The sequence below is a fragment of the Pseudomonas sp. P4_B4 genome, from assembly GCF_056402255.1.
This window is the reverse complement of the sequence record NZ_JBFUHS010000009.1, coordinates 30,375-56,137: the sequence shown is the minus strand read 5'-3', so window position 1 is coordinate 56,137 and position 25,763 is coordinate 30,375. Positions and strand designations below refer to the sequence as shown.

Here is a 25,763-nt window from a genome sequence, read left to right as displayed (position 1 = left end):
TCAGTCTAATCATGAGTGTTTTATGCCGTTAACCGATCAACACCGCTTTGGCATGCAATTGGCCCAGATGTCCCGTGGCTGGCGTGCCGAACTGGACCGCCGACTGGCGGGCATGGGCTTGTCCCAGGCGCGCTGGCTGGTGCTGCTGCACCTGGCGCGTTTCGATGAAGCACCGACCCAGCGTGAGCTGGCACAAAGCGTTGGCGTCGAAGGCCCGACCCTGGCCCGTTTACTCGACAGCCTGGAAAGCCAGGGCCTGGTGCAACGCCAGGCGGTGCTGGAAGACCGTCGGGCGAAGAAAATCGTGCTCTGCGCGCCGGCGCGTCCCCTGATCGAACAAATTGAAACCATTGCCACACAACTGCGTCACGAACTGTTCGAAGGCGTCGATGAGGCGGACTTGAAGGTGTGCATGCGGGTTCACGGGCACATCCTGGGCAACCTTGAAAAGTCTTGAGGCATAACCGAACGCCAGGTTTTTGAGATACCGCATTGGGCAAACTATAAGAACTACTCGGCAATATCGTGTTCGTAACGGATGTACGAACGCGTACGGGTAGTTTCTGTAGATCTCAAGGATGCTCATGCTCAAGTGTTGGCGATTGGTTTTACGCGGTGGTTCTCAGTGGTTGCTGGCCGGGGCCGCAGTCACTTACTCGGCATGGGCACCTGCGCTGGGCCTGGGTGAAATCACCCTGCATTCGGCGCTGAATCAACCGCTGCGTGCCGAGATTGCACTGGTGGATGCGGCTGGCTTGGAAGAGAACGAGTTGTCGGTGAGCCTGGCAACGGCGGACGAGTTCAGCCGTGCCGGGGTTGACCGGGTATTTTTCCTCAATAACCTGAAGTTCACCCCGGTCCTGCGCGGTAATCGCAGCGTGATCCAGGTGACCTCCAGCAAACCGGTCAGTGAGCCGTTCCTGAATTTCCTCGTACAGCTCAATCGGCCTAATGGGCGATTGCTGCGTGAGTACACGGTACTGATCGATCCGCCGGGTTCGTCGGGGGTTGTTCCCGCCGCCGATGAACTGGTTTCCCGTTCCCCTGCGTCCGCATTCCCCCGTGTTCAACCGGTCGTACCGCCGTCACCCGAGACAAAGACGACGTCAGAAACGGACGTCGCCGTGGTTGATCCCGCTGTTGAACAACTGGCCGCCAGCGCCCTGCAAAACCACCAGTTGCAAACCACTGTCGATGAGCTCAACGCGAAGCTTCAAGACCAGGATGAGCTGATCACCGGCCAGAAAAAACAGTTGGCCGAACTGCAAACCCAACTGGCGGAGCTCAAGAAGGTAAAGGCGCAACCCATTGCTTCCGACGCAGTGGCGCCAGCCCCCGCTATTGCTGAAAACCCCGGGATTGGCTGGCTGCCGATCGCTGGTGTGGCGGCGCTGATGTTGCTGGTACTGGGCTGGTTTGTTCGCCGCCAGCGCCAGCAGCACCAAGCCACAGCGTCAGAGGCTCTGTCGTCGCAGCATGAGCCATTGGCTGAACTCCTCTCCGAGCCAGTGATGTGGCCCCCCGTCATGCCACCGTCCACTGCGCATCGCGACGGAGTGCCGGCCAACGATGAGCTTGAGCGGGTCGATAGCCGTCACTCCATGCCGATCGCTGCCGCCGTGGCGGTGGTTCCGGGTTTGGCGATGTCCGGCGAATCCGCCACTGACGATGAGTACCGGCTCAACCTGGAGGAGCTGTCCATGGCGTCGAGTTGGGACGTGATCAGCCCGAACGAGAACAGGCAGTCAGTTGCTCTGGCCATGATCGAGCCTGCGTTCGAGTTGGAGGCGCAACCCGCGCCGCCGTCTCGGCAGCCACCGGTCGGGCTATCATAGCGGCGTCGTCAAACTCTGGAGTCAATTCCCATCATGACCGTCAGCAAACCGGAAATCATCATCACCTATTGCACGCAATGCCAGTGGCTGTTGCGTGCGGCCTGGCTGGCCCAGGAACTGCTCAGCACCTTTGGTGATGACCTGGGCAAAGTCTCCCTGGTGCCGGGTACCGGCGGGGTCTTTCATATTTACTGTGACACCGTGCAGATCTGGGAGCGCAAGGCGGACGGTGGCTTCCCCGAGGCCAAAGTGCTCAAGCAGCGAGTCCGTGACCAGATCGACCCGGACCGCGACCTGGGGCACAACGACCGCACTCAGTGAGACGCGGCCTCGGCTGCAACGGCCTTCTTGCTTGTACCACTTGAGAACCGGCTGGACACCACAATCGCCACAATGATCAGCGCGCCCCCCAGCAACATGCGCAGGGTCGGGTTTTCGTTGAACAGCAGCCAGGCGACGGTGATGCCGTAGACCGGCTCCAGGGCGAACACCACGGCGGCAGTGCGTGCCTTGATCACCGCGAGGCTGGCGACGAACAGGCTGTGGGCGACACCGGTACAGAACACACCGAGCAGGCCGATCCACAGCCAGTCGATGGCGCGCACTTCGCTCAATTGAGGCGCCGCCACCGGCAGCAGGCACAGGGCAACCACCACGTTCTGGCACAGCGCCGCTTGTACCGGCGGGACCCGCCCGGAGCTGGCACGGTTGGTCAGTGACAGCAGGGCGAACAACAACCCGGAACCTACTGCCCAGAGCAGACCGGTGGTGGCGCCGCTGGCCAGATCAAAGTCAGGCGTGACCAGCACCAGGCCGACACTCACCAGCAGCACCAGCACAATTTCATTGGCGCGAATGCGCTCGCGGAAGATCAGCCCTTCGAGGATCACGGTAAAGGCCGGGAAGCTGGCGAAACCGAGCGTCGCAATCGCCACGCCTGCGACTTTCACTGCAATGAAGAAGCTCACCCAGTGTCCGGCCAGCAACAAGCCGCTGAGCAGCAGCCGACGCCAGTCCACAGCCTCGAGTTTCTGCCAGCGCGTCTGGCTGGCGAACCGTGCAAAGAACGCCAGCGCGAGCACGGCAAAGGCGGCACGGCCGAAAACGATGATCGCCGGTGACGCGGCAGCCAGTTTGCCGAACACACCGGTCAGGCCGAACATCAATGCGCCTATATGCAAGGCGCCAAGGGCGGTACGGGGAGTCATTGCAATCCTTAACGACAAACGAACAGAGGCCTCATTGAAGCGCGTAATGGCCCATCAAGTCTGTCGGCAAACTATCGTCCTTTGTCGCCAGCCTCGCGCCGCAGTTTCCCGGGCGATGCTCCGAACTCGCGCAACACCGCCGCCGCGAAGGCACTCTGGGAGCTGTAGCCGACGCGGCTGGCAATCTCGCCGATGGGCAGCGCCGAGTTGCGCAGCAAGCCCACCGCGATGTGCAGGCGTCGGCTACGGATGTAGTCCATCGGCGTCTGCCCGCATTCGGTCACGAACCGTGCATGCAAACGGGCACTGGAAAGGCCGGCCACCCGGGCCAGGTCGGCCACTTGCAGCGGGTACGCCGCGTACTGATCGATGTGTGCATTCAGCGCCGCATAGGGCAGGCGCCGACCGCCGACGGCATCGGGCCTGGCGTTGTTGAGACTGGCCAGCAACAGCACCGCGCCTTGTTGAGCGATCAACGGATCATCGACCGGACTGTTCGCCAGCCAACTGACCAATTGGCTTTGCCCGGCGTCCAGGGGCAGCCGGCCGGCGTTGTCGAGCAAGCGTCGGCTGGACTCGGCGTGATCGCCCAACGACTGGGCAACCCATTGTTCGCCGGGTACATCCAGCACCAGGCAGCGGCTGCCATTGGCGCTGCCACACGCGTGATGCGCTCCGGAGGGCACCACCACGAAACTCTGCTGGACTACCTGGCTGCCACGGCCGTCGACCTCGAAATCCAGCGCGCCCGAAAGCCCGAACACCAATTGTGCGTGTTCGTGGCTGTGGACGATCAGGTCGTGGCTGTATTGGCGGAGCGTGAGGATCGGTCTCATCGCAGGTCTCCCGTATCAGGCCGCCAGTCTACACCCGGGCAGGCTGATAAGCGCTGTCACACGACTGACTTGGTGTTGTCATGGACCATTAACTCGACCAGCGCAAACTTTACAAAACATGTCCAGAGGGTTGCCCATGACCAGCGCCGAGCTCGCCAAACCCACCCGTAAACAACGCGTACGGACTTTATGGATTTCCGACGTGCATTTGGGCACCCGGGATTGCCAGGCTGAACACCTGTCACAGTTTCTCAAAAGCTACCACGCGGACAGAATCTACCTGGTCGGCGACATCATCGACGGCTGGAAACTGCGCGGCGGCATGTACTGGCCACAAGCGCACACCAACGTCATCCGTCGCCTGTTGACCATGAGCAAGCGCGGCACCGAGGTGATCTACGTCACCGGCAACCACGACGAATTCCTGCGCCGCTATTCGAAGCTGATCCTGGGCAATATCCAGTTGGTCGACGAAGCCGTGCACGTCACCGCCGACGGCCGGCACCTGCTGGTAATTCATGGCGACCAGTTCGATGTGATCACCCGTTACCATCGCTGGCTGGCGTTTCTCGGTGACTCGGCCTACGAACTCACCCTGACCCTCAACCGCTGGCTCAATCATTGGCGCGCGCGATATGGCTACGGCTACTGGTCGCTGTCGGCCTACCTCAAGCACAAGGTGAAAACCGCGGTCAGCTTCATCAGCGACTTCGAAGAAGCCATCGCCCATGAATGCGTCAAGCGCGAGCTGCACGGCGTGGTGTGCGGGCACATTCACCATGCAGAGATTCGCAAGGTCGGCGAGGTGGATTACCTCAATTGCGGCGACTGGGTGGAATCGTGCACGGCGCTGATCGAGCACTGGGATGGTTCGATCGAGTTGTATCGCCTGGCGGATGCCCAGGCGCGTGAGGCGCAGTTGAAGGCGGCCAGGGTGGCAGAGTTGGCCTGAAAATTATCCGGTGTGTGTGCTGGCCTCTTCGCGAGCAAGCCCGCTTCCACAGGGTTGTGAGCAACTCCGGCCATTGTGGGAGCGGGCTTGCTCGCGAATGGACCGCGAAGCGGTCCCACTGGATCTGTCAGGCCGGTGCGTGTTCTTCCATCGCCGCCTTGTAGATCGAATCCCTGGGGTGCGCAAACAAGCGCTCCATCATCGGCTCGAAAAAGCTCAACGGCAGCGTGTCGTACGCCGGGTCAAACGCCGCCGCATCGTATTTGGCGCAGAATTCGACGGTCGCCTGGTACTGCGGATGGTCCTGGAATTGCTCACGCAGATGCCGATCCATGCCCAGGTGATGGAAGAAGTAGTAGCCCTGGAAAATCCCGTGCTTTTCCACCATCCACAAGTTCTCGGCGCTGACGAACGGCTTGAGGATCGCCGCCGCGATGTCCGGGTGGTTGTAGGAACCCAGGGTGTCGCCGATATCGTGGAGCAGGGCGCAGACCACGTACTCTTCGTCGCGGCCATCGCGCCAGGCGCGGGTGGCGGTTTGCAGGGAGTGGGTCAGGCGATCCACCGGGAACCCGCCAAAATCACCCTCCAGCAACCTCAGGTGCGCCACGATCCGTGTTGGCAATTGTCTTGCGTAGGCACTGAAGTCCGCGGCGATGATCGCCCAGTCTTCCTGCGTGCCGTCCTTCATGTGGGTGAAGCGGGCATTGGCATTCATAGGCAACTCTCTTGTGACGGATGTCAGCTAGAACGGAACGCGCCCCATAACCATGTCCCGGTACATGACAAAATCGCCGAGCAGGCTATAGAAGGGGTGTTGGAACGTTGCCGGGCGGTTCTTCTCGAAGAAGAAATGCCCGACCCAGGCAAAGCTGTAACCGGCCAGTGGCAGGGTCCACAACAGCACCCATGCTCCGCGACCAATGGTCAGCGACAGAATCAAGATAACCAGGGTCGTGCCGATAAAATGTAAACGGCGACAGGTGCTGTTGCTGTGCTCGCTGAGGTAGTAAGGATAGAACTCAGTGAAGCTGTTGAATCGTTTGACGTTTTCCACGACTGCGATCTCTGTGGTTATTGTTCTTGCTGCAAGTTGTTCTGCGGGTAGCTTATTTGAGTCTAGAGTGATCAATGGCATCAGCCAGTGACAATAGGCGCCACTTTAGTATCCTTCGGTCAATAGCCGTAGCATGCGGCTCACCATGTAAGAAAACGCCATGAGCGAACGAACGACTTCTGCAAGCTGGGCGATGGGGATTGTCAAAGCGCTGGAGATGGACGGCCTCGATTGCCGGGCGCTGTTCAAACAGCTGGGGCTCGACTACGCGGCACTGGATGATCCGGATGCACGCTTCACGCAAGATTCCATGACCCGGCTGTGGCAGCGCGCGGTCGAACTGTCCGGCAACCCGGCCATCGGCCTGAACATGGGCAAGTTGGTGCGACCGGCGCAGTTTCATGTGACCGGTTACGCCTTGATGTCCAGCCAGACCCTGGCCGAAGGCTTTCAGCGACTGGTGCGCTATCAGCGGATCATCGCCGAAAGTGCCGACCTGAGTTTCCAACTGCTGGAAGAAGGCTACGCATTGATTCTGACGGTGCATGGCGATCATCTGCCGCCGACCCGGCAAAGCGCCGAAGCTTCACTGGCCTGTGCCTTGGCGCTGTGCGGCTGGTTGACCGGGCGTACGTTGCAACCACGCAAAGTGTTGTTGCAAGGCGCCGAGCCGGCCAACCTGGAACCCTATAAACAAGCCTTCCATGCACCGCTGGTGTTCAACGCGCCTTACGATGCGCTGATTTTCGAACGCGCCGATATGGAAGCGCCGCTGCCGACGGCCAACGAGGCCATGGCGTTGCTGCATGACCGCTTTGCCGGTGAATACCTGGCGCGTTTTTCCGAAAGCCGCGTGACTCACAAGGCGCGGCAGGTGTTGTGCCGCCTGTTGCCCCAAGGCGAGCCCAAGCGCGACACCGTGGCGCAGACGCTGCATCTGTCCCAGCGCACCTTGCAACGGCGCTTGCAGGAAGAGGGCACGAGTTTTCAGGTGCTGCTGGACGATACCCGGCGCGAGTTGGCCGAGCAGTACCTGGCGCAACCGAGCATGACCTTGCTGGAAATTGCCTACTTGCTGGGGTTTGCCGATCCGAGCAACTTCTTCCGTGCTTTCCGCCGCTGGTTCGATGCCACACCCGGCGAGTACCGGATGCGGCTGATGCAAACACCTGACGCGGTCAATGACGCCAAAATGCCGGAATACAAAGCACAAACACCGTAATGATCTCCAGCCGGCCCAGCAGCATGCCGAACGAGAGAATCCACTTGGCGGCATCCGGCAGGGTGGCGAAGTTGCCCGCCGGGCCGATGGTTTCGCCGAGCCCCGGGCCGACACCGGACACGGTACTGGCCGCGCCGGTGAGGGCGGTCATCCAGTCCACGCCGAGCAGCGACAGCAGCAGCGCAATCACGCAGATGGTGATCGCAAAGAAGAACGAAAAGGTCAGGATCGAACGCACGATTTCTTCGTCGAGGCGGTGACCGTTGTACTTCTGCTTGATCACCGCGCGCGGGTGAATCAGCTGGTTAAGGTTGGCCTTGAGCAGGATATAGGCCACCTGAAAGCGGAAAATCTTGATACCGCCCGCGGTCGAGCCGGAGCAACCGCCGACAAACCCCAGATAGAAGAACAGCATCAGCGAGAAATTGCCCCACAGGCTGTAGTCCCCCAGTGCAAAACCAGTGGTGGTCACTACCGACGTCACGTTCAGCGCCACATGCCGCAACGCCTCCAGCCAATGCAGTTGGGTAGTCCACCAATACCAGGTGCCGAGTACCAGCCAGGTCACCAGCAGCATGCCGAGCAGGCCTTGAACCTGTTCATCCTTGATCAGCGCCCGACGGTTACCACGCAACATGGCGACATACAGGGTGAACGGCAGGGCACCGAGAATCATGATGACGATCGCGACCCAATGCACCGCAGGCTCCGGCCACTTGGCCAAAGACTGGTCGGAGGTGGAGAAGCCGCCGGTGGAAATCGCCGACATCGCATGGTTGATGGCGTCGAACAGGCTCATCCCGGCCCACCAGAACGCCAGGCTGCCGACAATGGTAATGCCGACGTAGGCCGCCACGATCAGCCGCGCCACCATGTGCGAGCGGGGCATGACTTTTTCCGAGCGGTCCGACGACTCGGTCTGGAACAACCGCATGCCACCAATACGCAGCAGCGGCAGAATCGCCACCGCCATGCCGATGAAGCCGATGCCGCCGAGCCAGTGCAGCAACGAGCGCCACATCAGGATGCCGGGGGACATGGTGTCCAGGCCGCTGAGTACGGTCGAGCCGGTGGCGGTGATGCCGGACATGCTTTCGAAGAATGAGTCGGTGTAGCTGATGTGCTGGGTCAGCAGGAACGGCAGCGCGGCGAAGATGCACACCACCAGCCAACTACTGACGGTCAGCAGGTACATGTCCCGGGGGCGCAGGTGAATGTGTTCGGGGCGCCCCGGAATCACCAGCGCCAAACCGGCGACAAAGGTGATCATGCTGGCCCAGAGGAACGACGGCAGATCGCTGGTACGGTCGAAAATGACCAGCGTGGCCATGGGCACGACCATGGAGATCGCCAGCGTTATCAGGAAGATGCCGATGATGAAACCAATGATCCGTAAGGTCGGCAACGCCATGAGGTCCGCTCGGCTGATAGTGGAAAGGGCGCCATTCTACCTGCGAGGCAGGGCATGTAAACCGGCACTGCTGCGGCAGTTACCGCTAGAATAGCCGCACAAATTTTTCAGGAGGTGGCCGATGCAGGCTCTCGACGCTTTGCTCAACCGTGTTTCCGTTCCACGACTGATTGACCCTGCACCCACTGCCGAACAGCGCGAGGTGCTGTTCGGCGCCGCCATGCGCGCCCCGGATCACGGTCACTTGCAGCCTTGGCGTTTCTTGACGGTGGAAGGTGCGGCGCGCGAGCAAATGGGCGAGTTGCTGGCCGAAGCAGCGAAGCTTTCGGACAGCGAAGTCAGTGAAGCGGCCATCGACAAGGCGCGCAATGGTCCGCTGCGGGCACCGTTGGTGGTGGTGGTGATCGCTCGCGTGCAGGATCACGTCAAGTATCCGAAGTCCGAGCAGTTACTTGCGGCGGGCTGCGCGGCCCACGGGATTTTGCTCGCGGCCTATGCGCAGGGCATTGGCGCGGTGTGGCGTACCGGTGACCTGGCTTATTCGCCCCATGTGGCCAAGGGGTTGGGCCTGGCGGAGGGGGAGGAGGTGATTGCTTTCCTGTATCTGGGTACGCCGCAGAAAGAACCGCGTGTGGCCGAGAAAGTCGACCTGACCGAATTCGTCAGCGCCTGGCCCGGTAAAGCCTGACACCACACATCCAGTGTGGGAGCGGGCTTGCTCGCGAAGGCGTCGGCACATTCAACATCGTAGTGACAGCCAAACCGCTTTCGCGAGCAAGCTCGCTCCCACAATGGATCAGGGCTGTACTACAGCCCCGGGCACCAACGGCAATTCCAGGCTGGCAATAAACCCGCCTTCCGGGTGATTGGCCAGCACCAGGCTGCCGCCATGGCGCTCCGCCGCGCGCCGGGCGATGGCCAGCCCCAGGCCATGTCCGGCCGCTGTCTGCCCCGGCGCCCGATAGAACGGCTCACCGAGCTGGTTCAAATATTCGGCACTGACACCCGGCCCGTGATCGCGCACGGTCACGACGATCCGCTCACCCTGACGCAGCGCCTGCATTTCGATCGGCAGGCCACCCACCGGATTGAAGCGCTGGGCGTTGCGCAGCAAATTGTCCACGGCCCGTTCGATCATGGTCGGCCAGCCCTTCAGATTCAGTTGCGACTCGGCTTCGAGGTGGACCAGTTGCTCGGGTGAACCGAGTTGCGCATCCTTTTGCAGGGTGTTGAGCAAGGCGTTCAGGTCCACCTCTTCGGCACTGGCGTTATCGGAGTCGACCCGCGCCAGTACCAGGATTTCGCTGATCAGCGCTTCCAGTCGGTCGCACTCACGGGTCAAGCGCGGCCACAGCTGTTCCCGTTCCTGCGAGGTGGCCCGTTCGGCCAGCGCCAGCGCGATACGCAGGCGGGCGAGGGGCGAGCGCAGTTCGTGGGACACATCCCGCAGCAGTTGTCGCTGACTGCCAATCAGGCTTTGCAGGCGCGCGCCCATGCGGTTGAAATCGTTGGCCAGGACGCCGAACTCGTCACGACGGTTGGCCAGCTTGACCAGGCTGTTCTGTTGATACGTGGTTTGTCCCAGGTCATGCACCGCTCCGCGCAGACGGCTGAGCGGGCGAGTGATGGAAAAGGTCACCAGCAGGCTGAACAGGGTCAGCACCACCAGGGCGATCCCCAGCGCACTGAGCGGCCAGAGCAGGCTCTCGCGGTGCCAGGCGTCCAGTTCCGGGTGTGGAATGCGGTAGATGAACAGGAAGGTGTCACCGGTTTTTTCGCTGGTGAACTCATCGGTCAGACGCCGCCATGGCAGGCGCCGGTCCTCGTTGTTCTGGCGCGCCTCAAAGGCCGCCGCTCGTTTGGGGAAGGTGCCGCGCACGACAGGGTCGCCGCTTTCGTTGAGCACCTGAACGTCGATGTGATACTGGCGTTTACGTTGCTGGAGAATGTCCTGGGCGGCGTCTTCGCCCTGACTTTCGTAGGTTTGCGTCCACTGTTCGGCCAGTGTGTTGAGGCCCGGGTGGCGGCTGAGAATCCAGGCGTCCTGGTTGAGCATGTGCCCGAGCAGGATGGAAAGCCCTGCAACCAAAGCGATGGCCAGCCAGAAGCTGGCCAGGATACGCCAGAACAATGAACGCACAGGAAATCCTCAAACGATCACAAATCCATGTGGGAGCGGGCTTGCTCGCGAAAGCGATTTGTCAGCCAAGAAAATGGTGACTGATACTCCGCCTTCGTCGGAGCGCCGCCCGGAGCAAGCCCGCTCCCACATTAAATCGGGTGGTGCCAGACCCAGCGGTGAAAAACCGTTGGGTCCGGAGTTAGCGCATTATTGCGCTTTTTGCGGTTGCTGCGCTTTCCAGGCCTTGAATTCAGCCCACTCGGCGCGACGTTCAGCCTGTTTTTTCTGGATCTCGTCGAACTTCTTCTGTTGATCCGGTTTCAGCAAGGCGCGCACGTCCGCTTCAGCCTTCTTGTGGTTGGCGGCCATCTCGTCTTTCATGGCTTTCTGGTCAGCTGGCGAGAGTTTCTCCAGGTACTTTTCGACCAGTTGCTTACGCTCGTGCATCTGCTCGCCCATGATCTTGCGGATCTGCTCGCGCTGTTCGCGGCTCAGGTCCAGTTCACTGTACGGGCCTTTGCCGTGCATGCCGTGCATCTGACCGCCGTGGCGCGAACCGTCCATCGGCCCATCCATGGCGCCGGTGCCTTCAGGCATGGCCATGGCAACGGTCGGCAGGGCAGCAGCGAACATCAGAGCGATAAGAGTCTTGCGCATGGTGTATCTCCTTGTCTCGTTCCCGGTACGTTCCGGATGAGTACAGATTACGCAGATCAAGGTCAGCGGCGGTCAGCGGAGGGTAAAGCTTGGGTAAAGACGATTTCCCGCCGACCTGACAAAACTTACAGGCTGTAGTAGTAACCGCGGCTGCGCAGGGCGACGATGCGCGGTCGGCCATCGGGGTGTGGGCCGATCTTCTTGCGCAGGTTGCTGACGTGCATGTCCAGGCTGCGATCGTACAGGGTCAGCTTGCGGCCGAGGGCGATCTGCGCCAGTTCCTGTTTGTCCAGGGGCTCGCCGGGCTGCTTGAGCAAGGCTTCCAGCAGGCGGCTTTCGGAGACGGTGAGGGTGAATTCCTGTTCGTCGATGCTGACCACGCCGCGCACCGGGCTGAAACACAGGTCGCCCAGTTCGATCTGGCTGGACACCGCTGCCGGGTGGCTACGACGCAGGACTGCGCGCAGGCGGGCGGTCAGTTCCCGTGGATCGCAGGGTTTGGCCAGGTAATCGTCGGCGCCGAGTTCCAGGCCGAGGATACGATCCAGGGGCTCGCCCCGGGCCGAGAGCATCAGTACCGGCAAATCCGGGTGATCGCTGCGCAACTGCTTGAGCAGTTCCAGGCCGCTGCCATCGGGCAACATCACATCCAGCACCACGGCCGCCGGGGCGGTTTCGGCCAGCGCGCGGCGTGCGCTCTGGCCGTCGTGACAGGCACGTACCTGAAACCCTTCCTGGCTCAGCCAACTGCTCAGGAGCTCGCACAGCTCCTGGTCATCATCAATAAGTAACAGCTCGCTCATGACTCACTCAATTTAGCCATTGTCGACGTTTTCGACTTGCTCCACTGGCGAAGATACCGCAGAGCAGAGCCAATAGCGCTACCCCGGCGCCAATGACGAACCATTGTTGCTGGTCGGTCAGCAGGCGCGGCAGCGGACTGCTGGCCTGGGCTTCCTTGAGTTGCAGCTTCAAACGCTGGTTCTCCTGGCGCAACCGGGCCAGCAGCGGGCTTGCGCGTTCGCCATCGGCAGTTTGCAATTGTTTGTTCAGATCTTCCCGTTGCCGTTCGCTTTCTTTCAAGCGTTGTTGCAGCTCGGTGATCTGGCTGCCGGCGCTCAAGGAAAGCGGCGTCGAATTGCCACCCTCGACTTGTTCTTCACCGTGGGCGGGCGCCCCGATCGACAACGTGACCAACATCAGACACAACGGACCCTTGCGCATCTCGACTCCTGATTCCAATACGAGTATTGGGCAAGTTGTCGGCCGGCAAACGAGAATAATGAGCGATTGAGAACGCGATGAACCGACAAGGTTCACCGCGTGGGGGCAGTTGAAAGAAGAAAGTTACGGAAGGACTTGCTTGAACGGCTTGACCAGAACGTTGGCGTAGACGCCCGCGGCGATGTACGGATCGGCGTCGGCCCAGGCCTGGGCGGCGCTCAGGGAATCAAATTCGGCAACGATCAGGCTGCCGGTGAAACCCGCCGCGCCCGGATCATTGCTGTCGATCGCCGGGTGTGGGCCGGCCAATACGATGCGACCTTCGCCCTTGAGCACTTGCAGGCGCTCGAGGTGTGCAGGCCGTGCGGCCAGGCGGGCTTCCAGGGAGTTGGCGACGTCTGTGGCAATGATTGCGTAAAGCATGTCAGTCCTCGGTTTTTGGCGTTGTGGTGTCGGCATCGTGCAGATGGCGGGACAGGTAGATGCCCTGGCCGACCAGGAACAGCAAAGTCATGCCCAAGCTGCCGAAGACCTTGAAGTCGACCCAGTAGCTCTGGAAGGTGAACGCGACAAACAGGTTGGCGGCACCGCAAAACAGGAAGAAGACGATCCAGGCGATGTTCAGGCGCGTCCAGACCGGCTCCGGCAGGGTCAGCGCGTGGCCCATGATGCGTTTGATCAGCAGGCTGTCACCGACGAAGTGGCTACCGATGAATGCCAGGGCGAACAGCCAGTTGACCACCGGGGCTTTCCACTTCAGGAACGTCTCGCTGTGGAACGCCAGGGTCAGGCTGCCGAAGACCAGGCAGGCGATCAGGGTCAGCCACTGGCTCTTCTCCAGCTTGCGCTGTTTGATGAACAGTGTGCCGTAGACCACCAGGGAACTGACGATCAGCATCGCGGTGGCGCTGTAAATACCGCCTACAGTGACCTCATGGCCGGCGATGTCGACGACCCGTGGATCGATTTTGAAGACGATGAAAAACAGCAGGAGCGGGATGAAATCGATGAATTGTTTCACAGTGGCAGCCAGAAGCAGGATGTGGCGGCATAATAACAAACATATGGGCGCGCGATAGCGCCAGCTGATTTGAGGTTACAAAGCCCTGTGAATGTTGATTTGCACTGCCATAGCACGGCCTCCGATGGCGCCCTGGCGCCTGCGGTTCTGGTCGCGCGAGCGTTCGAGAAAGGCGTGCGAGTCCTGGCCTTGACCGATCACGACACCCTTGAGGGCCTCGACGAGGCCCGGCACGCGGCCACCGCGCTGGGGATGCAACTGGTCAATGGCGTCGAATTGTCCTGCACCTGGGGCGGCGCAACCATTCATGTCCTGGGCTACGGTTTTGACGTGAACGCCGCGCCGTTGGTCGAGGCCATCGCCAGATTGCATGATGGCCGCTGGCTACGCTCCGAGGAAATCAGCCGCAAACTGGCGCTCAAAGGCATGCCGGGGGCGCTGGATGGCGCTCGGGAGATCCAGCAGGAGCTGGGCGACAGCGGTAACGCGCCGGCCCGCCCGCATTTCGCCGACTGGATGGTGCGTGAAGGTTTCGTCAAGGATCGCGCCGAGGCGTTCCGCAAATGGCTGGGCGCCGGCAAGCTGGGCGACGTCAAGCAACACTGGCCGACCCTGGAAGAAACCGTCGAAACCCTGCGCGCAGCCAAGGCCTGGGTCAGCTTGGCACACCCATGGCACTATGAATTCACGCGCAGCAAGCGACGTCGTCTGATTGCCGACTATATTCAAGCAGGGGGCCACGCCATCGAAGTGGTCAATGGTTACCAGCCTGCCGAGCAAGTGGGCAGCCTGGCCATTCTGGCCCGCGAGTTCGGTCTGCTGGTCAGCGCCGGCAGTGATTTTCATGGCCCTGGAGGCTGGTCGGAGATCGGTGAATACCGGCCACTCCCGGAGGATCTGCCGCCGCTATGGTGTCGATTCAAACATGACCCAGTTATTGCCGCCGTCTGAACAGGTAGAGAATGTGAGTCAATTTTTCCAGATTCATCCGGAAAACCCGCAAGCGCGCCTGATCAAACAGGCAGTCGAAATCATCCGCAAGGGCGGGGTGGTGATTTATCCCACGGACTCTTCCTACGCCATAGGTTGCCAGATCGGCGACAAAGTGGCCGTGGAGCGCGTTCGGCGCCTGCGACAGCTGGATGAAAAGCACAACTTCGCGCTGATCTGCAGCGACCTGTCGCAACTGGGCCTGTTCGCCAAGATCGACACCGGCACGTTCCGTATTCTCAAGGCCCATCTGCCGGGACCGTATACCTTCATTCTCAACGCCACCCGCGAAGTGCCACGGCTGTTGCTGCACCCGAAAAAACGCACCATCGGCCTGCGCGTGCCGAGTCATCCGATTGCCCTGGCACTGCTGGAACAGCTGGGTGAGCCGCTGATGAGCGTGACCCTGATCATGCCAGGCGATGAAGATCCTTTGAGCGACCCGCACGAAATGCGCCAGTTGCTCGAACACCAGGTCGATCTGATCATCGACGGCGGTTTCGGCGGGATCAAGGCGTCCACCGTGATCAACCTCGCCGACGGCGAGCCGGAAGTCATTCGCGTTGGTTGCGGCGACCCTGCGCCGTTCATGGTCGAGGCCTAGATGTCCGCAGTAGAACCCGTCGACAGTCAGGCCGGAGCCCAGCAGGAGCTGCCCTTCGCCATGGTCTATGGCCAGGCGGTCATGGAAATGCCGCTGGACCTGTACATCCCGCCGGATGCCCTCGAGGTCTTTCTCGAGGCGTTCGAAGGCCCGCTCGACCTGCTGCTGTACCTGATCCGCAAACAGAACATCAACATCCTCGACATCCCGGTGGCGGAAATCACGCGCCAGTACATGGGCTACGTCGAGTTGATGCAGTCGGTGCGCCTGGAGCTGGCCGCCGAGTACCTGGTGATGGCCGCGATGCTGGCCGAGATCAAGTCGCGGATGCTGCTGCCACGGGCCGAAACCGTCGAAGACGAAGAGGAAGACCCGCGCGCCGAACTGATCCGCCGCTTGCAGGAGTACGAGCGTTTCAAGGCTGCCGCCGAAGGCATCGATGGCCTGAGTCGCGTTGGCCGTGATGTGGTGGTGCCCAAGCTTGACGCCCCGGAAGCTCGGGCGCGCAAGCTGTTGCCGGATGTGCGCTTGTCAGAGCTGCTGTTGTCCATGGCCGAGGTGTTGCGCCGTGGCGACATGTTCGAAAGCCATCAGGTCAGCCGCGAGGCGCTGTCGACACGCGAACGCATGAGCGATGTGCTGGAGCGGCTCAAGGGCGGCGGTTTCGTGCCGTTTGTCGAGCTGTTCACCGCTGAAGAAGGGCGCCTGGGGGTGGTGGTCACCTTTATGGCGATCCTCGAGCTGGTCAAGGAATCCCTGGTCGAGCTGGTGCAGAATGAGCCATTTGCCGCGATCCACGTGCGAGCCCGAGCCGAATAACGAGTCGAAACATGAACCTGACTGAACCCCGTGATCTGGCACCCTTGCTTGAAGCCTTTCTGTTGGCCTCGGGAAAACCGCAATCCCTGGAAAGCCTGTTCGAACTCTTCGAGGAAGGCGAGCGCCCGGAACCGCCGGTCTTCAAGAAGGCCCTGACGATTCTCGCCAAGTCTTGCGATGGCCGCGCGTTTGAACTCAAGGAAGTGGCCTCGGGGTATCGCCTGCAAATTCGCGAGAAATTTGCGCCGTGGGTCGGGCGTCTGTGGGAAGAGCGCCCGCAGCGTTACTCCCGGGCCATGTTGGAAACCATGGCACTGATTGCCTATCGCCAGCCGATCACCCGCGGCGAAATCGAAGACGTGCGGGGCGTGGCGGTCAACAGCAACATCGTCAAGACCTTGATGGAGCGCGAGTGGATCCGCATCGTCGGTTACCGTGACGTGCCCGGCAAACCGGCGATGTTCGCCACCACCAAGGCGTTCCTCGATCACTTCAACCTGAAGAACCTCGACGACCTGCCGCCGCTGGCGGAACTGCGCGAGCTGGAACCGGATCCGGTGCTCGACTTCGACGACGCCCCCGTACCCGCCGGGCTGCAAGCGTTGGCCGACGCCAGCGCCGAGCCGGAAGAGCCGAAAGAAGAAACCAGTTTCCACACGCTGTTGCTGGAGCTGGACAGCATGGAGGAGGGGATCAAGACCGATTTCGACGACTTGTTGCGTGATGGGGCGTCGCCTGAGTTTGATTCGGAACAGTCGGTTATCGAGCCAGAAGTCGAAGCGGCACAGCCCGAGCCTGAACCGGAAGGCGAGCCTGAGCCTGGCATTGAACCGGAGCAAGAAGACGACATCCTCGGTGTTGCCGAAGCCCGGGAAAAACTGCTGGCCGCTGTAGCCGCCCTCGAACAACCGAACCCCGAGCCGGAACTGTCGGACGAAGAAGCTGAAGCCCGCGCCCTGGCCGAAGCCATCGAAGCCGAACGCCGCGAGTTCGAAGACTGATGCCAGAAAGGTGCGGACCACCGGTCAGCGGAAAAACAAATAACCTTGCCTTGATCAGCTAGTCTCTGATGCGCAAACGCCCTCATGCGCGTATGATTCGCGACCCTTCGGCGATCCCTTCGCCCAAGTACCCAGTTTTCAGACCACACCGGGAGGTGCCCAGATGAGTATCAAAGACCAGCAAGACGACCAGCCAATCGGCCCAGCAGGCGAAAAACTGCAGAAAGTCCTCGCCCGTATCGGCGTTGGCTCGCGCCGTGACGTGGAAGCCTGGATCAGCCACGGCCGCATCAAGGTCAACGGCAAAGACGCCACACTTGGCCAGCGCGTCGACATGCACGACGCCATCACCATTGATGGCAAGGTGATCAAGCGCGAAGAAGCCGCCGAGTCGGTGCGCCGCGTGATCATGTACAACAAGCCCGACGGCGAGATCTGCACCCGTGTCGACCCGGAAGGCCGTCCGACCGTGTTCGACAAGATGCCGCGCCCTAAAGAGGGTCGCTGGATCAACATCGGTCGCCTGGACATCAACACCACCGGTCTGCTGATGTTCACCACCGATGGTGAGCTGGCCAACCGCCTGATGCACCCTTCCTACGAAATGGACCGTGAATACGCGGTACGTGTGCGTGGCGAAGTCGATGACGAGATGATCGAGCGTCTGAAGGCTGGCGTTGTCCTTGAAGATGGCCCGGCCAAGTTCACCGACATCAAGCAGGCGCCAGGCGGTGAAGGTTTCAACCACTGGTACCACTGCGTGGTGATGGAAGGTCGTAACCGCGAAGTTCGTCGCCTGTGGGAATCCCAGGGCCTGGTGGTCAGCCGTCTGAAGCGCGTGCGTTTCGGTCCGGTATTCCTCAACTCTGACCTGCCGATGGGCCGCTGGCGCGAAATGAGCCAGTACGAAGTCGACATTCTGAGTGCCGAGGTCGGCCTGACGCCGGTCGCGATGCCGCAGATGAACGCCAAGAGCAAGGACAAGCTTGACCGGATGCAGCGCAAATCGTCGCGTCCGATGGCCAAGACCGAGCGTGTGCGTACCCTGCGTCCGGCCACTGGCGCAGCCGCCGCACCTGCCGCACCTCGTGCCAGCCGCGAGCCGCAGATCGAAGGCGAGCGTCCAGGCCGCAAGCCTGCTGCCCGTCAGGACGGCGAACGCGGTCCACGCACGCCACGTCCGGCCAACGGCCGTACTGAGCGTGGCGAAGGTCGTGGTACGCCGGTAGCCGATCGTCAGGCCGACACCAAGCGCCCGGCCAAGCCTGCACCGAAGCGTCCGGGGATCAAACTGGTCGACGGTGATGCGCCGTCGGGCAAGCGCCGTGGCGCACCGGCAGGTTCCGGTCAGCGTCCTGGCTTTGGTCGTCGTAAGCCGGAGTGAGGCAGTTGTAAGCTTCGAGCTGCAAGCGACAAGTAAAAAACGCCAACCTTCGGGTTGGCGTTTTTTTTGGTCTGGCTTTAGCGATGAGGTGTTTTCAAGGGCCTCTTCGCGGGCAAGCCCGCTCCCACAGGGGACGGAGTTGTTTGGTCGAAATGCGATCCATTGTGGGAGCGGGCTTGCCCGCGAAGACGTCAGCGGCAACACCACACTCTCCCGAATGGAAAACCGATGTTACGCCCTGTAAAGAAAACCTGACAAAATCCACCGATTAACCCCGTGGATTCGCCACTTCCTGGATGCCGTAAGAAAACGCTTACGCATCATCGCCTTCCTTCCTCATTCAAACCCTCTAGCCCGCTTGTTTCAACACTCCATGCAGGGTGTTATGCGCGCCATGCCTGTCGTGCAGGTGCATAACAAAAAGGAGGCGCAATGAACGCCGTATTCCATATCCATCTCTCTGCGAGGGGCGGTTTACCTGCCTTTCCCGTCGATGATCCGCAAGGATCTGACCCAATTTTTGCAGCCGCCCGAGCCTCTCGGGGCGGATACAGGCAATCCCGGCCATAGACACGCTTGTCCAGCGGGTCTGGCAGCAGGGGGTTACGGGTGTACAATGCGCCGCGTTTTACCTGTGACCTCCTGCGCATCTGCGCAAACCTCAAGGCTATCCGCCTTGTTCACTCCGTCGCGTCACGAGCGTGTCGGGTTCGATTTCGTCACAGATAAAAACAAACAGGTGACGCATGACCGTTGTAAATACGCTGAACTCCTGGTGCCTGCGCTGGGGTTTGATCGGTGCCGCTTAACGCCTTTCTTGAGCAGCAACGTCTACTGAACATCATCAAACCTTGCGTGAGACCCTTTTCATGAGTGGACAAAACCCGCAATCAGGCGAGCTGAAACGCGGCCTGAAAAATCGCCACATTCAATTGATCGCCCTCGGTGGCGCGATCGGTACCGGCTTGTTCCTCGGCTCGGCCGGGGTACTGAAATCCGCCGGCCCGTCGATGATCCTCGGCTACGCCATCTGCGGCTTCATTGCCTTCATGATCATGCGCCAACTGGGCGAAATGATCGTCGAAGATCCGGTGGCCGGCTCCTTCAGCCACTTCGCGCACAAGTATTGGGGCGGCTTTGCCGGCTTCCTGTCGGGCTGGAACTGCTGGATTCTGTACATTCTGGTGGGCATGTCCGAGCTGACTGCGGTCGGCAAATACATCCACTACTGGGCGCCGGACATCCCGACCTGGGTCTCCGCAGCTGCTTTCTTTGTGCTGATCAACGCGATCAACCTGGCCAACGTCAAAGTGTTCGGCGAGGCCGAGTTCTGGTTCGCAATCATCAAGGTCGTGGCAATCGTCGGCATGATTGCTCTGGGCAGCTACCTGCTGGTCAGCGGCAATGGCGGCCCGCAAGCAGCGGTCAGCAACCTGTGGTCCCACGGTGGCTTCTTCCCGAACGGCGTCAGCGGCCTGGTGATGGCCATGGCTTTCATCATGTTTTCCTTCGGTGGTCTGGAAATGCTCGGTTTCACCGCAGCCGAAGCCGACAAGCCGAAAACCGTGATCCCGAAAGCCATCAACCAGGTGATCTACCGGATCCTGATTTTCTACATCGGCGCCCTGGTCATCCTGCTGTCGTTGACGCCATGGGACAGCTTGCTGACCACCCTGAACGCCTCGGGTGATTCCTATAGCGGCAGCCCGTTCGTGCAAGTGTTCTCGATGCTGGGCAGCAATACCGCCGCGCACATCCTCAACTTCGTGGTCCTGACCGCGGCATTGTCGGTGTACAACAGCGGCACCTACTGCAACAGCCGCATGCTGCTGGGCATGGCCGAGCAGGGCGACGCGCCGAAGGGCCTGGCGAAAATCGACAAGCGTGGCGTGCCAGTGCGTTCGATCCTGGCCTCGGCCGCCGTGACCCTGATCGCGGTGCTGCTGAACTACCTGATCCCGCAAAACGCGCTGGAACTGCTGATGTCGCTGGTGGTGGCCACCCTGGTGATCAACTGGGCGATGATCAGCTACTCGCACTTCAAGTTCCGCCAGCACATGAACAAGACCAAGCAGACGCCGCTGTTCAAGGCCCTGTGGTACCCGTACGGCAACTACATCTGCCTGGCGTTCGTGGTGTTCGTCCTTGGTGTGATGCTGTTGATTCCGGGGATTCAGACATCGGTGTATGCGATTCCGGTGTGGCTCGTGTTCATGTGGGTCTGCTACGGCATCAAGAACAAGCGCAGTGCTCAGCGTGCCTTGCAGGCCGCAGTGGAGTAACTCCGCGCAGAAACAACAAACCCGGCCAAGTGCCGGGTTTTTTGTGGATATAGAATTCATGGCATGACACTAAACCCTGGGGGATTTGTGGCGTGCTGAAGATCTGATCGCGGTATCCTGCACGTTCTGAATACGGACGCTTTTCCATGCTGGTCATTTCCAACAACGTGCATCTGCCGGATGCCGAGATCGAGTTGACGGCCATTCGCGCCCAGGGCGCCGGTGGGCAGAACGTCAACAAGGTCTCCAGTGCCGTGCACCTGCGCTTCGACATTCCGGCGTCGTCCTTGCCCGAGTTCTACAAGGAGCGGCTGCTGGCACTGCGCGACAGCCGCATCACCAGCGACGGTGTGTTGATCATCAAGGCCCAGCAGTACCGGACCCAGGAGCAGAACCGTGCCGATGCGCTGTTGCGGCTGACCGAGTTGATCCTCAGTGCCACCAAGGTCGAGAAGAAGCGCCGTCCGACCAAGCCGACCCTCGGCTCGAAGACCCGTCGCCTCGAGTCCAAATCCAAGCGCGGCAACATCAAGGCCGGGCGCGGCAAGGTCGATTTCTAAGGAGTGTCCCGCGCTTCGCGTTGCTTTGGTGCCTGCCGGTACAGGTAAAGGCTCAGCATCAATCCGCTCAAGGCAGCGAAGGCAGCAAACAGGAAGATCGAAGCGAAACCGAACCCGGCCGCAATCGCCCCGGCCAGCGGCCCGGTGATCCCCAGCGACAAGTCGATGAACAACGAATAGGCGCCGACGGCTGCGCCACGGCTGGACGCCGGCACCAGGTTGACCGCCTCAACCCCCAGTGCCGGAAACACCAGCGAAAAGCCGAAGCCGCTCAGCGCCGCACCCGCCAGAGCCCAATGGGCATCCGGTGCCAGCCACAGCAACAGCAATCCCAGGGTTTCCACCGACAGGCAGGCAATGGCGACACGAAAGCCGCCGAGGCGGTTGATCAGGTTGCCGAACAGCAAACGCGCGCCGATGAAACTGGCACCGAACAGGCTCAGGCACAGCACGGCGTTGTCCCAGTGTCGCGTGGCGTAGTACAGAGTGATGAAGGTGGCGATGGTGCCGAAGCCGATGGAGCCCAGGGCCAGGCCACAGCCGTGGGGGAACACCCGCCCGAGTACATGCATGAACGGCAGACGCTCACCGGCAACGATCGGCGCGGCGGTTTTCGGCCAGGCCAGCAGCAAGCCGAGGATCGCCAGCAACACAATACTCACCCCCATGCTCCACAAGCCCAGTTGATGGACGAGCAACACGCCCAAGGGCGCGCCGACCGCCAGCGCGCCGTAGCTGGCGATACCGTTCCACGAGATGACTTTGGCCGTGTTCGCCGCGCCGACCCGGCCGATGCCCCAGCCAATCGAGCCCGAGCCCACCAGGCTTTCGGCGCTGCCGAGCACCAGGCGGCCGATCAACAGGCTGATCAGGCTGAGCATCGGCAGGCTCTGGGTCCAGGCCGAGACCAGCATGAACACACCGCTCAAGCCGCAACCGGCCAGGCCATACATCACAGCCAGCTTGCTGCCCTTGTTGTCGATGATCTTCCCGGCATAAGGGCGGCTGAGCAGGGTGGCCAGGTATTGCACGCTAATCACCAGCCCGGCGATCACCGCGCCGAAGCCCAGGTCGCTGTGGACGTAACCGGGCAATACGGCCAGGGGGATGCCGATGTTCAGGTAGCCGATGAAGGTGAAAAGGACGATGGAAACAACTTGCAGCGTGACCGCCAGGGGGCGCTGGTTTTCAGGCATGGGTAAAGGTCCACGGTAAAGCGGGATAGATAGGCTGCTTATGATAGCGGTGTGGACGGTCGTAGGTTGTGAAAAAGTAAAACTATTTGCCGGGCGGCGTCATTCAGGTTTGGCGGGAGCGACCAGTTGCGTGGTGACCAGGGCGGCCAGCGCATTTTCCTGGGTGCCGAAGCGGGCGAGCAAGGCGGCTTGTTTTTCGGGGGAGAGGCGATTCCAGATCTCGATCATTTTCTCGGCGGTGCCGATCAGGACGCTGGCCTGCGCTTCGCTGAATTCATCGGTCATGGGTAAAGGCTCTTTCAGGCAGTGTGGAAAGCGCATGTTAGCGCTTTCCACACGGTCTGTACGGCGGGTGTTTCAGTCTTCGCTGTCAGCCTGGCGGCTGCCAGTGGCTTCTTTCGGCTCGGGCTGTTGGGCTCCGGCTTGCTGCGTGGTCGTCTGCTCAGGTTCGTGCAGGCTTGGGAAGGGGAGATTAGGAATCTCGTGCATGGTTGCGCTCCTCGCTAAGTCTGTTGACAGATCTGGTAGATCCGCGCTTTAAAAAAAGCCTGGAAAGGATACAGCACTGAAAATGACAAACGGACTTTTATATCCATTTGTTTCGACGGGTGGGATTGTCTAGACATGACTGGAGGAGCGACACAAAACAAATGTGGGAGCGAGCCTGCTCGCGATAACGGAGTGTCATTCAACGGTGATGTTGACTGATAGACCGCTATCGCGAGCAGGCTCGCTTGTATGCTAGGACTTGAAGGGGGCTTGCAGTGCCTGATGGTTACTTGCAGGCGCTGGCAATCGCCTCGGCCAGCAGATCCAGACGCGTGGCATCAATGCCTGCGACGTTGGCCCGGCCCGAGCTGACCATATACACGCTGTGGTTGTCCCGCAGGTTCTTCACTTGCGCAGGCGTCAAGCCGGTGTAGGAGAACATCCCGCGTTGCACGCCAATGTGCGCAAAGCGCTCGCGCAAACCGTGAGGCTCCAGCGCTTCCACCAGACCGCTGCGCAGTTGGGCGATACGCTGGCGCATGGCTTCCACTTCGTCGGCCCAGAGGTTTTTCAGCTCCGGGTCGCCGAGGATGGTCGCGACCACGGCCGCCCCGTGATCCGGTGGCGTCGACCACAGATTGCGGGCGATGTTGGCCAGCTGGCTGCGGATGTCGGTGAGCTTGTCGGCGGTTTTCGCGCAGACAATCAGCGCACCGGTGCGATCGCGGTACAGGCCAAAGTTCTTCGAGCAGGAACTGGTGATCAGCAGTTCCGGCAACTCGGCGGCGAACAGCCGGGTCGACCAGGCATCCTGTTCCAGGCCATCGCCGAATCCTTGATACGCGAAGTCGATCAGTGGCAGCAGTTCGCGCTTGCGTACTACCTCCAGCACCCTCTGCCAGTCATCCTGGGACAGGTCGAAACCGGTCGGGTTGTGGCAGCAGGCGTGCAGCAACACCACGTCACCCTTGGGCGCTTCATTGAGTGCCGCCAGCATGCCGTCGACGTCGAGCCGGTTGTCACTGCCCACGTACGGGTAGTGGCTGACCTTGACCTTGGCTGTCGCAAAAATCGTTTCGTGGATCGGCCAGGTCGGGTTGCTCAACCATACGCCGCGCCCCGGCAGGCACTGGGCGATAAAGTCCGCGCTCAGGCGCAACGCCCCGGTGCCGCCCGGAGTCTGGGTGGCGCCGGCGCGTTGTGCGCTGATCAGCTTCGAGTCGGCGCCCAGCACCAACTCATTGATCGCTTTGCCGAACGCCGGCTCGCCATGACCACCGATGTAGGTCTTGGTGGACTGGCGATCCACCAGGCGTTGCTCGGCAAGTTTCACCGACTGGAGAATCGGCGTCAGGCCCTGGGCGTCTTTGTAGACACCCACGCCCAAATCGAACTTGCGCGGGTTCGGGTCCTGCGCGTAGGCCTCCATCAGGCCGAGGATCGGGTCGCCAGGTACTCGACCGATGGCGTCGAAATGCATTACTTGCGCCCCTCAGCGTCCTTCGCCACTTCGTCAGTGCGCGCGGCCATGATGAAGTCGTTGCGGTGCAGGCCCTTGATCGAGTGGCTCCACCAGGTCACGGTGACTTTGCCCCACTCGGTCAGCAGGCCCGGGTGGTGGCCTTCGGCCTCGGAGATTTCACCGACGGCGTTGGTGAACGCCAGGGCGTGCTTGAAGTTCTTGAACAGGAAGACCTTTTCCAGCTGCATGATGCTGTCACGTACTTCGATGTTCCAGTCCGGGATCTGCTTGATCAGGATCGGCAGTTCTTCGTCGCTGACTTGTGGGGCGTCGGCGCGGCAGGCTTCGCAATGGGCTTGAGTTAATGCGGTCATGATGTGTTCCTGAAATCGAATGTTGGGAAATCGGCCCTCAGTGCTACCACGCTAATCCAAAGCGATGGATTCTGACAGGCTCACTTGATTCTAAAAGCGGCGGATCACGCGGCTTTTGGTTTTGGCGGAAATTTCGGTGCGTGCAGACCCATCTGCATCGCTTGCTTGACCATGCCCATGATGTCTTCGTGAGCGAGGTCGAACAGACGCTTGAGATTTGGCAACGCGAAGTACAGTGGCTGCAAGATGTCGATGCGGTAGGGCGTGCGCATGCATTCCAGCGGATCGAACGCCTGATGCTCAGGCTCGTCCGACAGGCAATACACGGTCTCTTTCGGAGAAGACAGAATGCCGCCGCCGTAGATGCGTTGGCCTTGCGGGGTGTCGACCAGGCCGAATTCGATGGTCATCCAGTACAGGCGCGCCAGGTACACGCGTTCTTCCTTGGTCGCCTTGAGGCCGAGCTTGCCGTAGGTGTGGGTGAATTCGGCGAACCACGGGTTGGTCAGCAGTGGGCAGTGACCGAAGATCTCGTGGAAAATGTCCGGCTCTTGCAGGTAGTCCAGTTCTTCGCGGGTACGAATGAAGGTCGCCACCGGAAACTGCTTGCTGGCCAGCAATTCGAAAAAGGTCTGGAAGGGAATCAGTGCGGGAACCCGGGCAACCTGCCAGCCGGTGGTTGCACCGAGGACCTTGTTGATTTCGCCGAGTTGAGGAATGCGGTCGTGGGGCAGACCGAGTTTTTCGATACCGTCCAGGTACTCCTGGCACGCACGCCCTTCGATCACCTTCAGTTGACGAGTGATCAGCGTGTTCCACACCGCGTGTTCTTCGGCGGGGTAGTCGATAAAACCTTGCGCATCGGGCTCGCGAGCCACGTATTGCGTCTGCTTCATGCTGCTCTCCTGCTAGGGGATTTCGTTCTTGTTATGTACTGCTATGGACCTAGAAATACCCCAAGGATTGCACTGTTGCAGCAGGTGGGCAGCGACACGCGTAGGAAAAAACCGTAAATTTCGTAAAGATTTCGTTACGAATTGATCGCGATCGCGCAGCT

General features: G+C 60.8%; 30 protein-coding genes. 13 read left to right on the top strand and 17 right to left on the bottom strand.

Annotated elements, in window-relative coordinates:
• Positions 1 to 22 precede the first annotated feature (22 nt).
• The 3 genes from AC1DVE_RS12415 to AC1DVE_RS12405 all read left to right on the top strand — a co-directional run bounded on the left by AC1DVE_RS12415 (position 23) and on the right by AC1DVE_RS12405 (position 2,156).
• Positions 23 to 457 (top strand): MarR family transcriptional regulator, encoded by a 435-nt coding sequence (locus tag AC1DVE_RS12415; RefSeq protein WP_150724407.1) that lies wholly within the window; start codon positions 23 to 25, stop codon positions 455 to 457.
• A 127-nt stretch (positions 458 to 584) separates the two neighbouring features.
• Positions 585 to 1,835 (top strand): type IV pilus assembly protein FimV, encoded by a 1,251-nt coding sequence (locus tag AC1DVE_RS12410; RefSeq protein WP_223533297.1) that lies wholly within the window; start codon positions 585 to 587, stop codon positions 1,833 to 1,835.
• 33 nt (positions 1,836 to 1,868) lie between these two features.
• Positions 1,869 to 2,156, top strand: coding sequence for an Rdx family protein (locus AC1DVE_RS12405; protein WP_223456411.1), 288 nt, complete (start codon positions 1,869 to 1,871; stop codon positions 2,154 to 2,156).
• On the opposite strand, the gene AC1DVE_RS12400 is transcribed toward AC1DVE_RS12405, so the two are convergent.
• Together AC1DVE_RS12400 and AC1DVE_RS12395 are read right to left on the bottom strand one after the other, a co-directional pair.
• Complete coding sequence (locus tag AC1DVE_RS12400) at positions 2,150 to 3,043, bottom strand: DMT family transporter (RefSeq protein WP_056721458.1); 894 nt, start codon at positions 3,041 to 3,043, stop codon at positions 2,150 to 2,152. The two genes, AC1DVE_RS12405 and AC1DVE_RS12400, sit on opposite strands and share 7 nt — an antisense overlap.
• A gap of 71 nt (positions 3,044 to 3,114) precedes the next feature.
• Positions 3,115 to 3,879 (bottom strand): helix-turn-helix transcriptional regulator, encoded by a 765-nt coding sequence (locus AC1DVE_RS12395; protein ID WP_223456412.1) that lies wholly within the window; start codon positions 3,877 to 3,879, stop codon positions 3,115 to 3,117.
• 136 nt (positions 3,880 to 4,015) lie between these two features.
• Here AC1DVE_RS12395 and AC1DVE_RS12390 point away from each other — a divergent pair, with 136 nt between their 5' ends.
• The gene (locus AC1DVE_RS12390; protein WP_223456413.1) at positions 4,016 to 4,831 is read left to right on the top strand and encodes a UDP-2,3-diacylglucosamine diphosphatase; all 816 of its coding nucleotides are present in this window, start codon (positions 4,016 to 4,018) and stop codon (positions 4,829 to 4,831) included.
• 127 nt (positions 4,832 to 4,958) lie between these two features.
• Here the strand turns inward: AC1DVE_RS12390 and AC1DVE_RS12385 are convergent, their stop codons facing one another.
• Positions 4,959 to 5,549, bottom strand: a complete 591-nt coding sequence (locus AC1DVE_RS12385; protein ID WP_223456414.1) for an HD domain-containing protein — start codon at positions 5,547 to 5,549, stop codon at positions 4,959 to 4,961.
• 27 nt (positions 5,550 to 5,576) lie between these two features.
• Positions 5,577 to 5,888, bottom strand: coding sequence for an Mpo1-like protein (locus AC1DVE_RS12380; protein ID WP_223533299.1), 312 nt, complete (start codon positions 5,886 to 5,888; stop codon positions 5,577 to 5,579).
• 160 nt (positions 5,889 to 6,048) lie between these two features.
• Between AC1DVE_RS12380 and AC1DVE_RS12375 the strand changes: the two genes are divergently transcribed.
• The gene (locus AC1DVE_RS12375; protein ID WP_223456416.1) at positions 6,049 to 7,110 is read left to right on the top strand and encodes an AraC family transcriptional regulator; all 1,062 of its coding nucleotides are present in this window, start codon (positions 6,049 to 6,051) and stop codon (positions 7,108 to 7,110) included.
• Here AC1DVE_RS12375 and AC1DVE_RS12370 read toward each other — a convergent pair.
• A complete protein-coding gene (locus AC1DVE_RS12370) occupies positions 7,067 to 8,521 on the bottom strand; it encodes a TrkH family potassium uptake protein (protein ID WP_223456417.1) in 1,455 nt (484 codons plus the stop codon). The two genes, AC1DVE_RS12375 and AC1DVE_RS12370, sit on opposite strands and share 44 nt — an antisense overlap.
• A gap of 121 nt (positions 8,522 to 8,642) precedes the next feature.
• On the opposite strand from AC1DVE_RS12370, the gene AC1DVE_RS12365 reads away from it, so the two are divergent.
• Positions 8,643 to 9,209, top strand: coding sequence for an NAD(P)H nitroreductase (locus AC1DVE_RS12365; protein WP_223456418.1), 567 nt, complete (start codon positions 8,643 to 8,645; stop codon positions 9,207 to 9,209).
• 108 nt (positions 9,210 to 9,317) lie between these two features.
• Here AC1DVE_RS12365 and AC1DVE_RS12360 read toward each other — a convergent pair whose 3' ends face one another.
• The 6 genes from AC1DVE_RS12360 to AC1DVE_RS12335 form a co-directional block, all read right to left on the bottom strand.
• Positions 9,318 to 10,661 carry a sensor histidine kinase gene (locus tag AC1DVE_RS12360; RefSeq protein WP_223456419.1) on the bottom strand — a complete coding sequence of 448 codons (1,344 nt, stop codon included), beginning with the start codon at positions 10,659 to 10,661 and terminating at the stop codon, positions 9,318 to 9,320.
• A 189-nt stretch (positions 10,662 to 10,850) separates the two neighbouring features.
• Positions 10,851 to 11,300, bottom strand: a complete 450-nt coding sequence (locus AC1DVE_RS12355; protein ID WP_223456420.1) for an LTXXQ domain protein — start codon at positions 11,298 to 11,300, stop codon at positions 10,851 to 10,853.
• Positions 11,301 to 11,425: 125 nt separating this feature from the next.
• Positions 11,426 to 12,103, bottom strand: a complete 678-nt coding sequence (locus AC1DVE_RS12350; RefSeq protein WP_056721476.1) for a response regulator transcription factor — start codon at positions 12,101 to 12,103, stop codon at positions 11,426 to 11,428.
• Between the two features lie 7 nt (positions 12,104 to 12,110).
• Positions 12,111 to 12,524, bottom strand: coding sequence for an SH3 domain-containing protein (locus AC1DVE_RS12345; protein WP_223533300.1), 414 nt, complete (start codon positions 12,522 to 12,524; stop codon positions 12,111 to 12,113).
• A 123-nt stretch (positions 12,525 to 12,647) separates the two neighbouring features.
• Positions 12,648 to 12,947: a YciI family protein gene (locus AC1DVE_RS12340; protein WP_057715934.1), complete on the bottom strand. Its 300-nt coding sequence runs from the start codon at positions 12,945 to 12,947 to the stop codon at positions 12,648 to 12,650.
• 1 nt (position 12,948) lies between these two features.
• On the bottom strand, positions 12,949 to 13,545 hold the full coding sequence (locus AC1DVE_RS12335) for a septation protein A (protein ID WP_223456422.1): 597 nt from the start codon (positions 13,543 to 13,545) through the stop codon (positions 12,949 to 12,951).
• 87 nt (positions 13,546 to 13,632) lie between these two features.
• Between AC1DVE_RS12335 and AC1DVE_RS12330 the strand changes: the two genes are divergently transcribed.
• The 7 genes from AC1DVE_RS12330 to arfB all read left to right on the top strand — a co-directional run bounded on the left by AC1DVE_RS12330 (position 13,633) and on the right by arfB (position 21,185).
• Positions 13,633 to 14,496 carry a PHP domain-containing protein gene (locus tag AC1DVE_RS12330; RefSeq protein WP_046037738.1) on the top strand — a complete coding sequence of 288 codons (864 nt, stop codon included), beginning with the start codon at positions 13,633 to 13,635 and terminating at the stop codon, positions 14,494 to 14,496.
• A gap of 13 nt (positions 14,497 to 14,509) precedes the next feature.
• Positions 14,510 to 15,139: an L-threonylcarbamoyladenylate synthase gene (locus AC1DVE_RS12325; protein WP_223456423.1), complete on the top strand. Its 630-nt coding sequence runs from the start codon at positions 14,510 to 14,512 to the stop codon at positions 15,137 to 15,139.
• 60 nt (positions 15,140 to 15,199) lie between these two features.
• Positions 15,200 to 15,958 (top strand): segregation and condensation protein A, encoded by a 759-nt coding sequence (locus AC1DVE_RS12320; RefSeq protein ID WP_172435389.1) that lies wholly within the window; start codon positions 15,200 to 15,202, stop codon positions 15,956 to 15,958.
• Positions 15,959 to 15,969: 11 nt separating this feature from the next.
• A complete protein-coding gene (gene scpB / locus AC1DVE_RS12315; protein WP_223456424.1) occupies positions 15,970 to 16,959 on the top strand; it encodes an SMC-Scp complex subunit ScpB in 990 nt (329 codons plus the stop codon).
• 163 nt (positions 16,960 to 17,122) lie between these two features.
• Positions 17,123 to 18,343, top strand: a complete 1,221-nt coding sequence (gene rluB, locus AC1DVE_RS12310; protein WP_477783952.1) for a 23S rRNA pseudouridine(2605) synthase RluB — start codon at positions 17,123 to 17,125, stop codon at positions 18,341 to 18,343.
• A gap of 869 nt (positions 18,344 to 19,212) precedes the next feature.
• Entirely contained in the window at positions 19,213 to 20,625 is a 1,413-nt protein-coding gene (locus AC1DVE_RS12305) for an amino acid permease (RefSeq protein ID WP_223441214.1), read from the top strand.
• A 146-nt stretch (positions 20,626 to 20,771) separates the two neighbouring features.
• Positions 20,772 to 21,185, top strand: a complete 414-nt coding sequence (gene arfB / locus AC1DVE_RS12300; RefSeq protein ID WP_008021374.1) for an alternative ribosome rescue aminoacyl-tRNA hydrolase ArfB — start codon at positions 20,772 to 20,774, stop codon at positions 21,183 to 21,185.
• Here arfB and AC1DVE_RS12295 read toward each other — a convergent pair.
• The 6 genes from AC1DVE_RS12295 to phhA form a co-directional block, all read right to left on the bottom strand.
• The gene (locus tag AC1DVE_RS12295) at positions 21,182 to 22,381 is read right to left on the bottom strand and encodes an MFS transporter (RefSeq protein WP_223533305.1); all 1,200 of its coding nucleotides are present in this window, start codon (positions 22,379 to 22,381) and stop codon (positions 21,182 to 21,184) included. The genes arfB and AC1DVE_RS12295 overlap by 4 nt on opposite strands.
• Positions 22,382 to 22,480: 99 nt before the next feature.
• Positions 22,481 to 22,666, bottom strand: a complete 186-nt coding sequence (locus AC1DVE_RS12290) for a hypothetical protein (RefSeq protein ID WP_223456427.1) — start codon at positions 22,664 to 22,666, stop codon at positions 22,481 to 22,483.
• Between the two features lie 72 nt (positions 22,667 to 22,738).
• The gene (locus AC1DVE_RS12285; RefSeq protein ID WP_256590294.1) at positions 22,739 to 22,870 is read right to left on the bottom strand and encodes a hypothetical protein; all 132 of its coding nucleotides are present in this window, start codon (positions 22,868 to 22,870) and stop codon (positions 22,739 to 22,741) included.
• A 286-nt stretch (positions 22,871 to 23,156) separates the two neighbouring features.
• Positions 23,157 to 24,350: an amino acid aminotransferase gene (locus AC1DVE_RS12280; RefSeq protein WP_223456428.1), complete on the bottom strand. Its 1,194-nt coding sequence runs from the start codon at positions 24,348 to 24,350 to the stop codon at positions 23,157 to 23,159.
• The gene (locus AC1DVE_RS12275) at positions 24,350 to 24,706 is read right to left on the bottom strand and encodes a 4a-hydroxytetrahydrobiopterin dehydratase (protein ID WP_046037728.1); all 357 of its coding nucleotides are present in this window, start codon (positions 24,704 to 24,706) and stop codon (positions 24,350 to 24,352) included. Before AC1DVE_RS12275 ends, AC1DVE_RS12280 begins: the two co-directional genes overlap by 1 nt.
• 104 nt (positions 24,707 to 24,810) lie before the next feature.
• Complete coding sequence (gene phhA, locus AC1DVE_RS12270) at positions 24,811 to 25,602, bottom strand: phenylalanine 4-monooxygenase (RefSeq protein WP_223456429.1); 792 nt, start codon at positions 25,600 to 25,602, stop codon at positions 24,811 to 24,813.
• Positions 25,603 to 25,763: the final 161 nt, after the last annotated feature.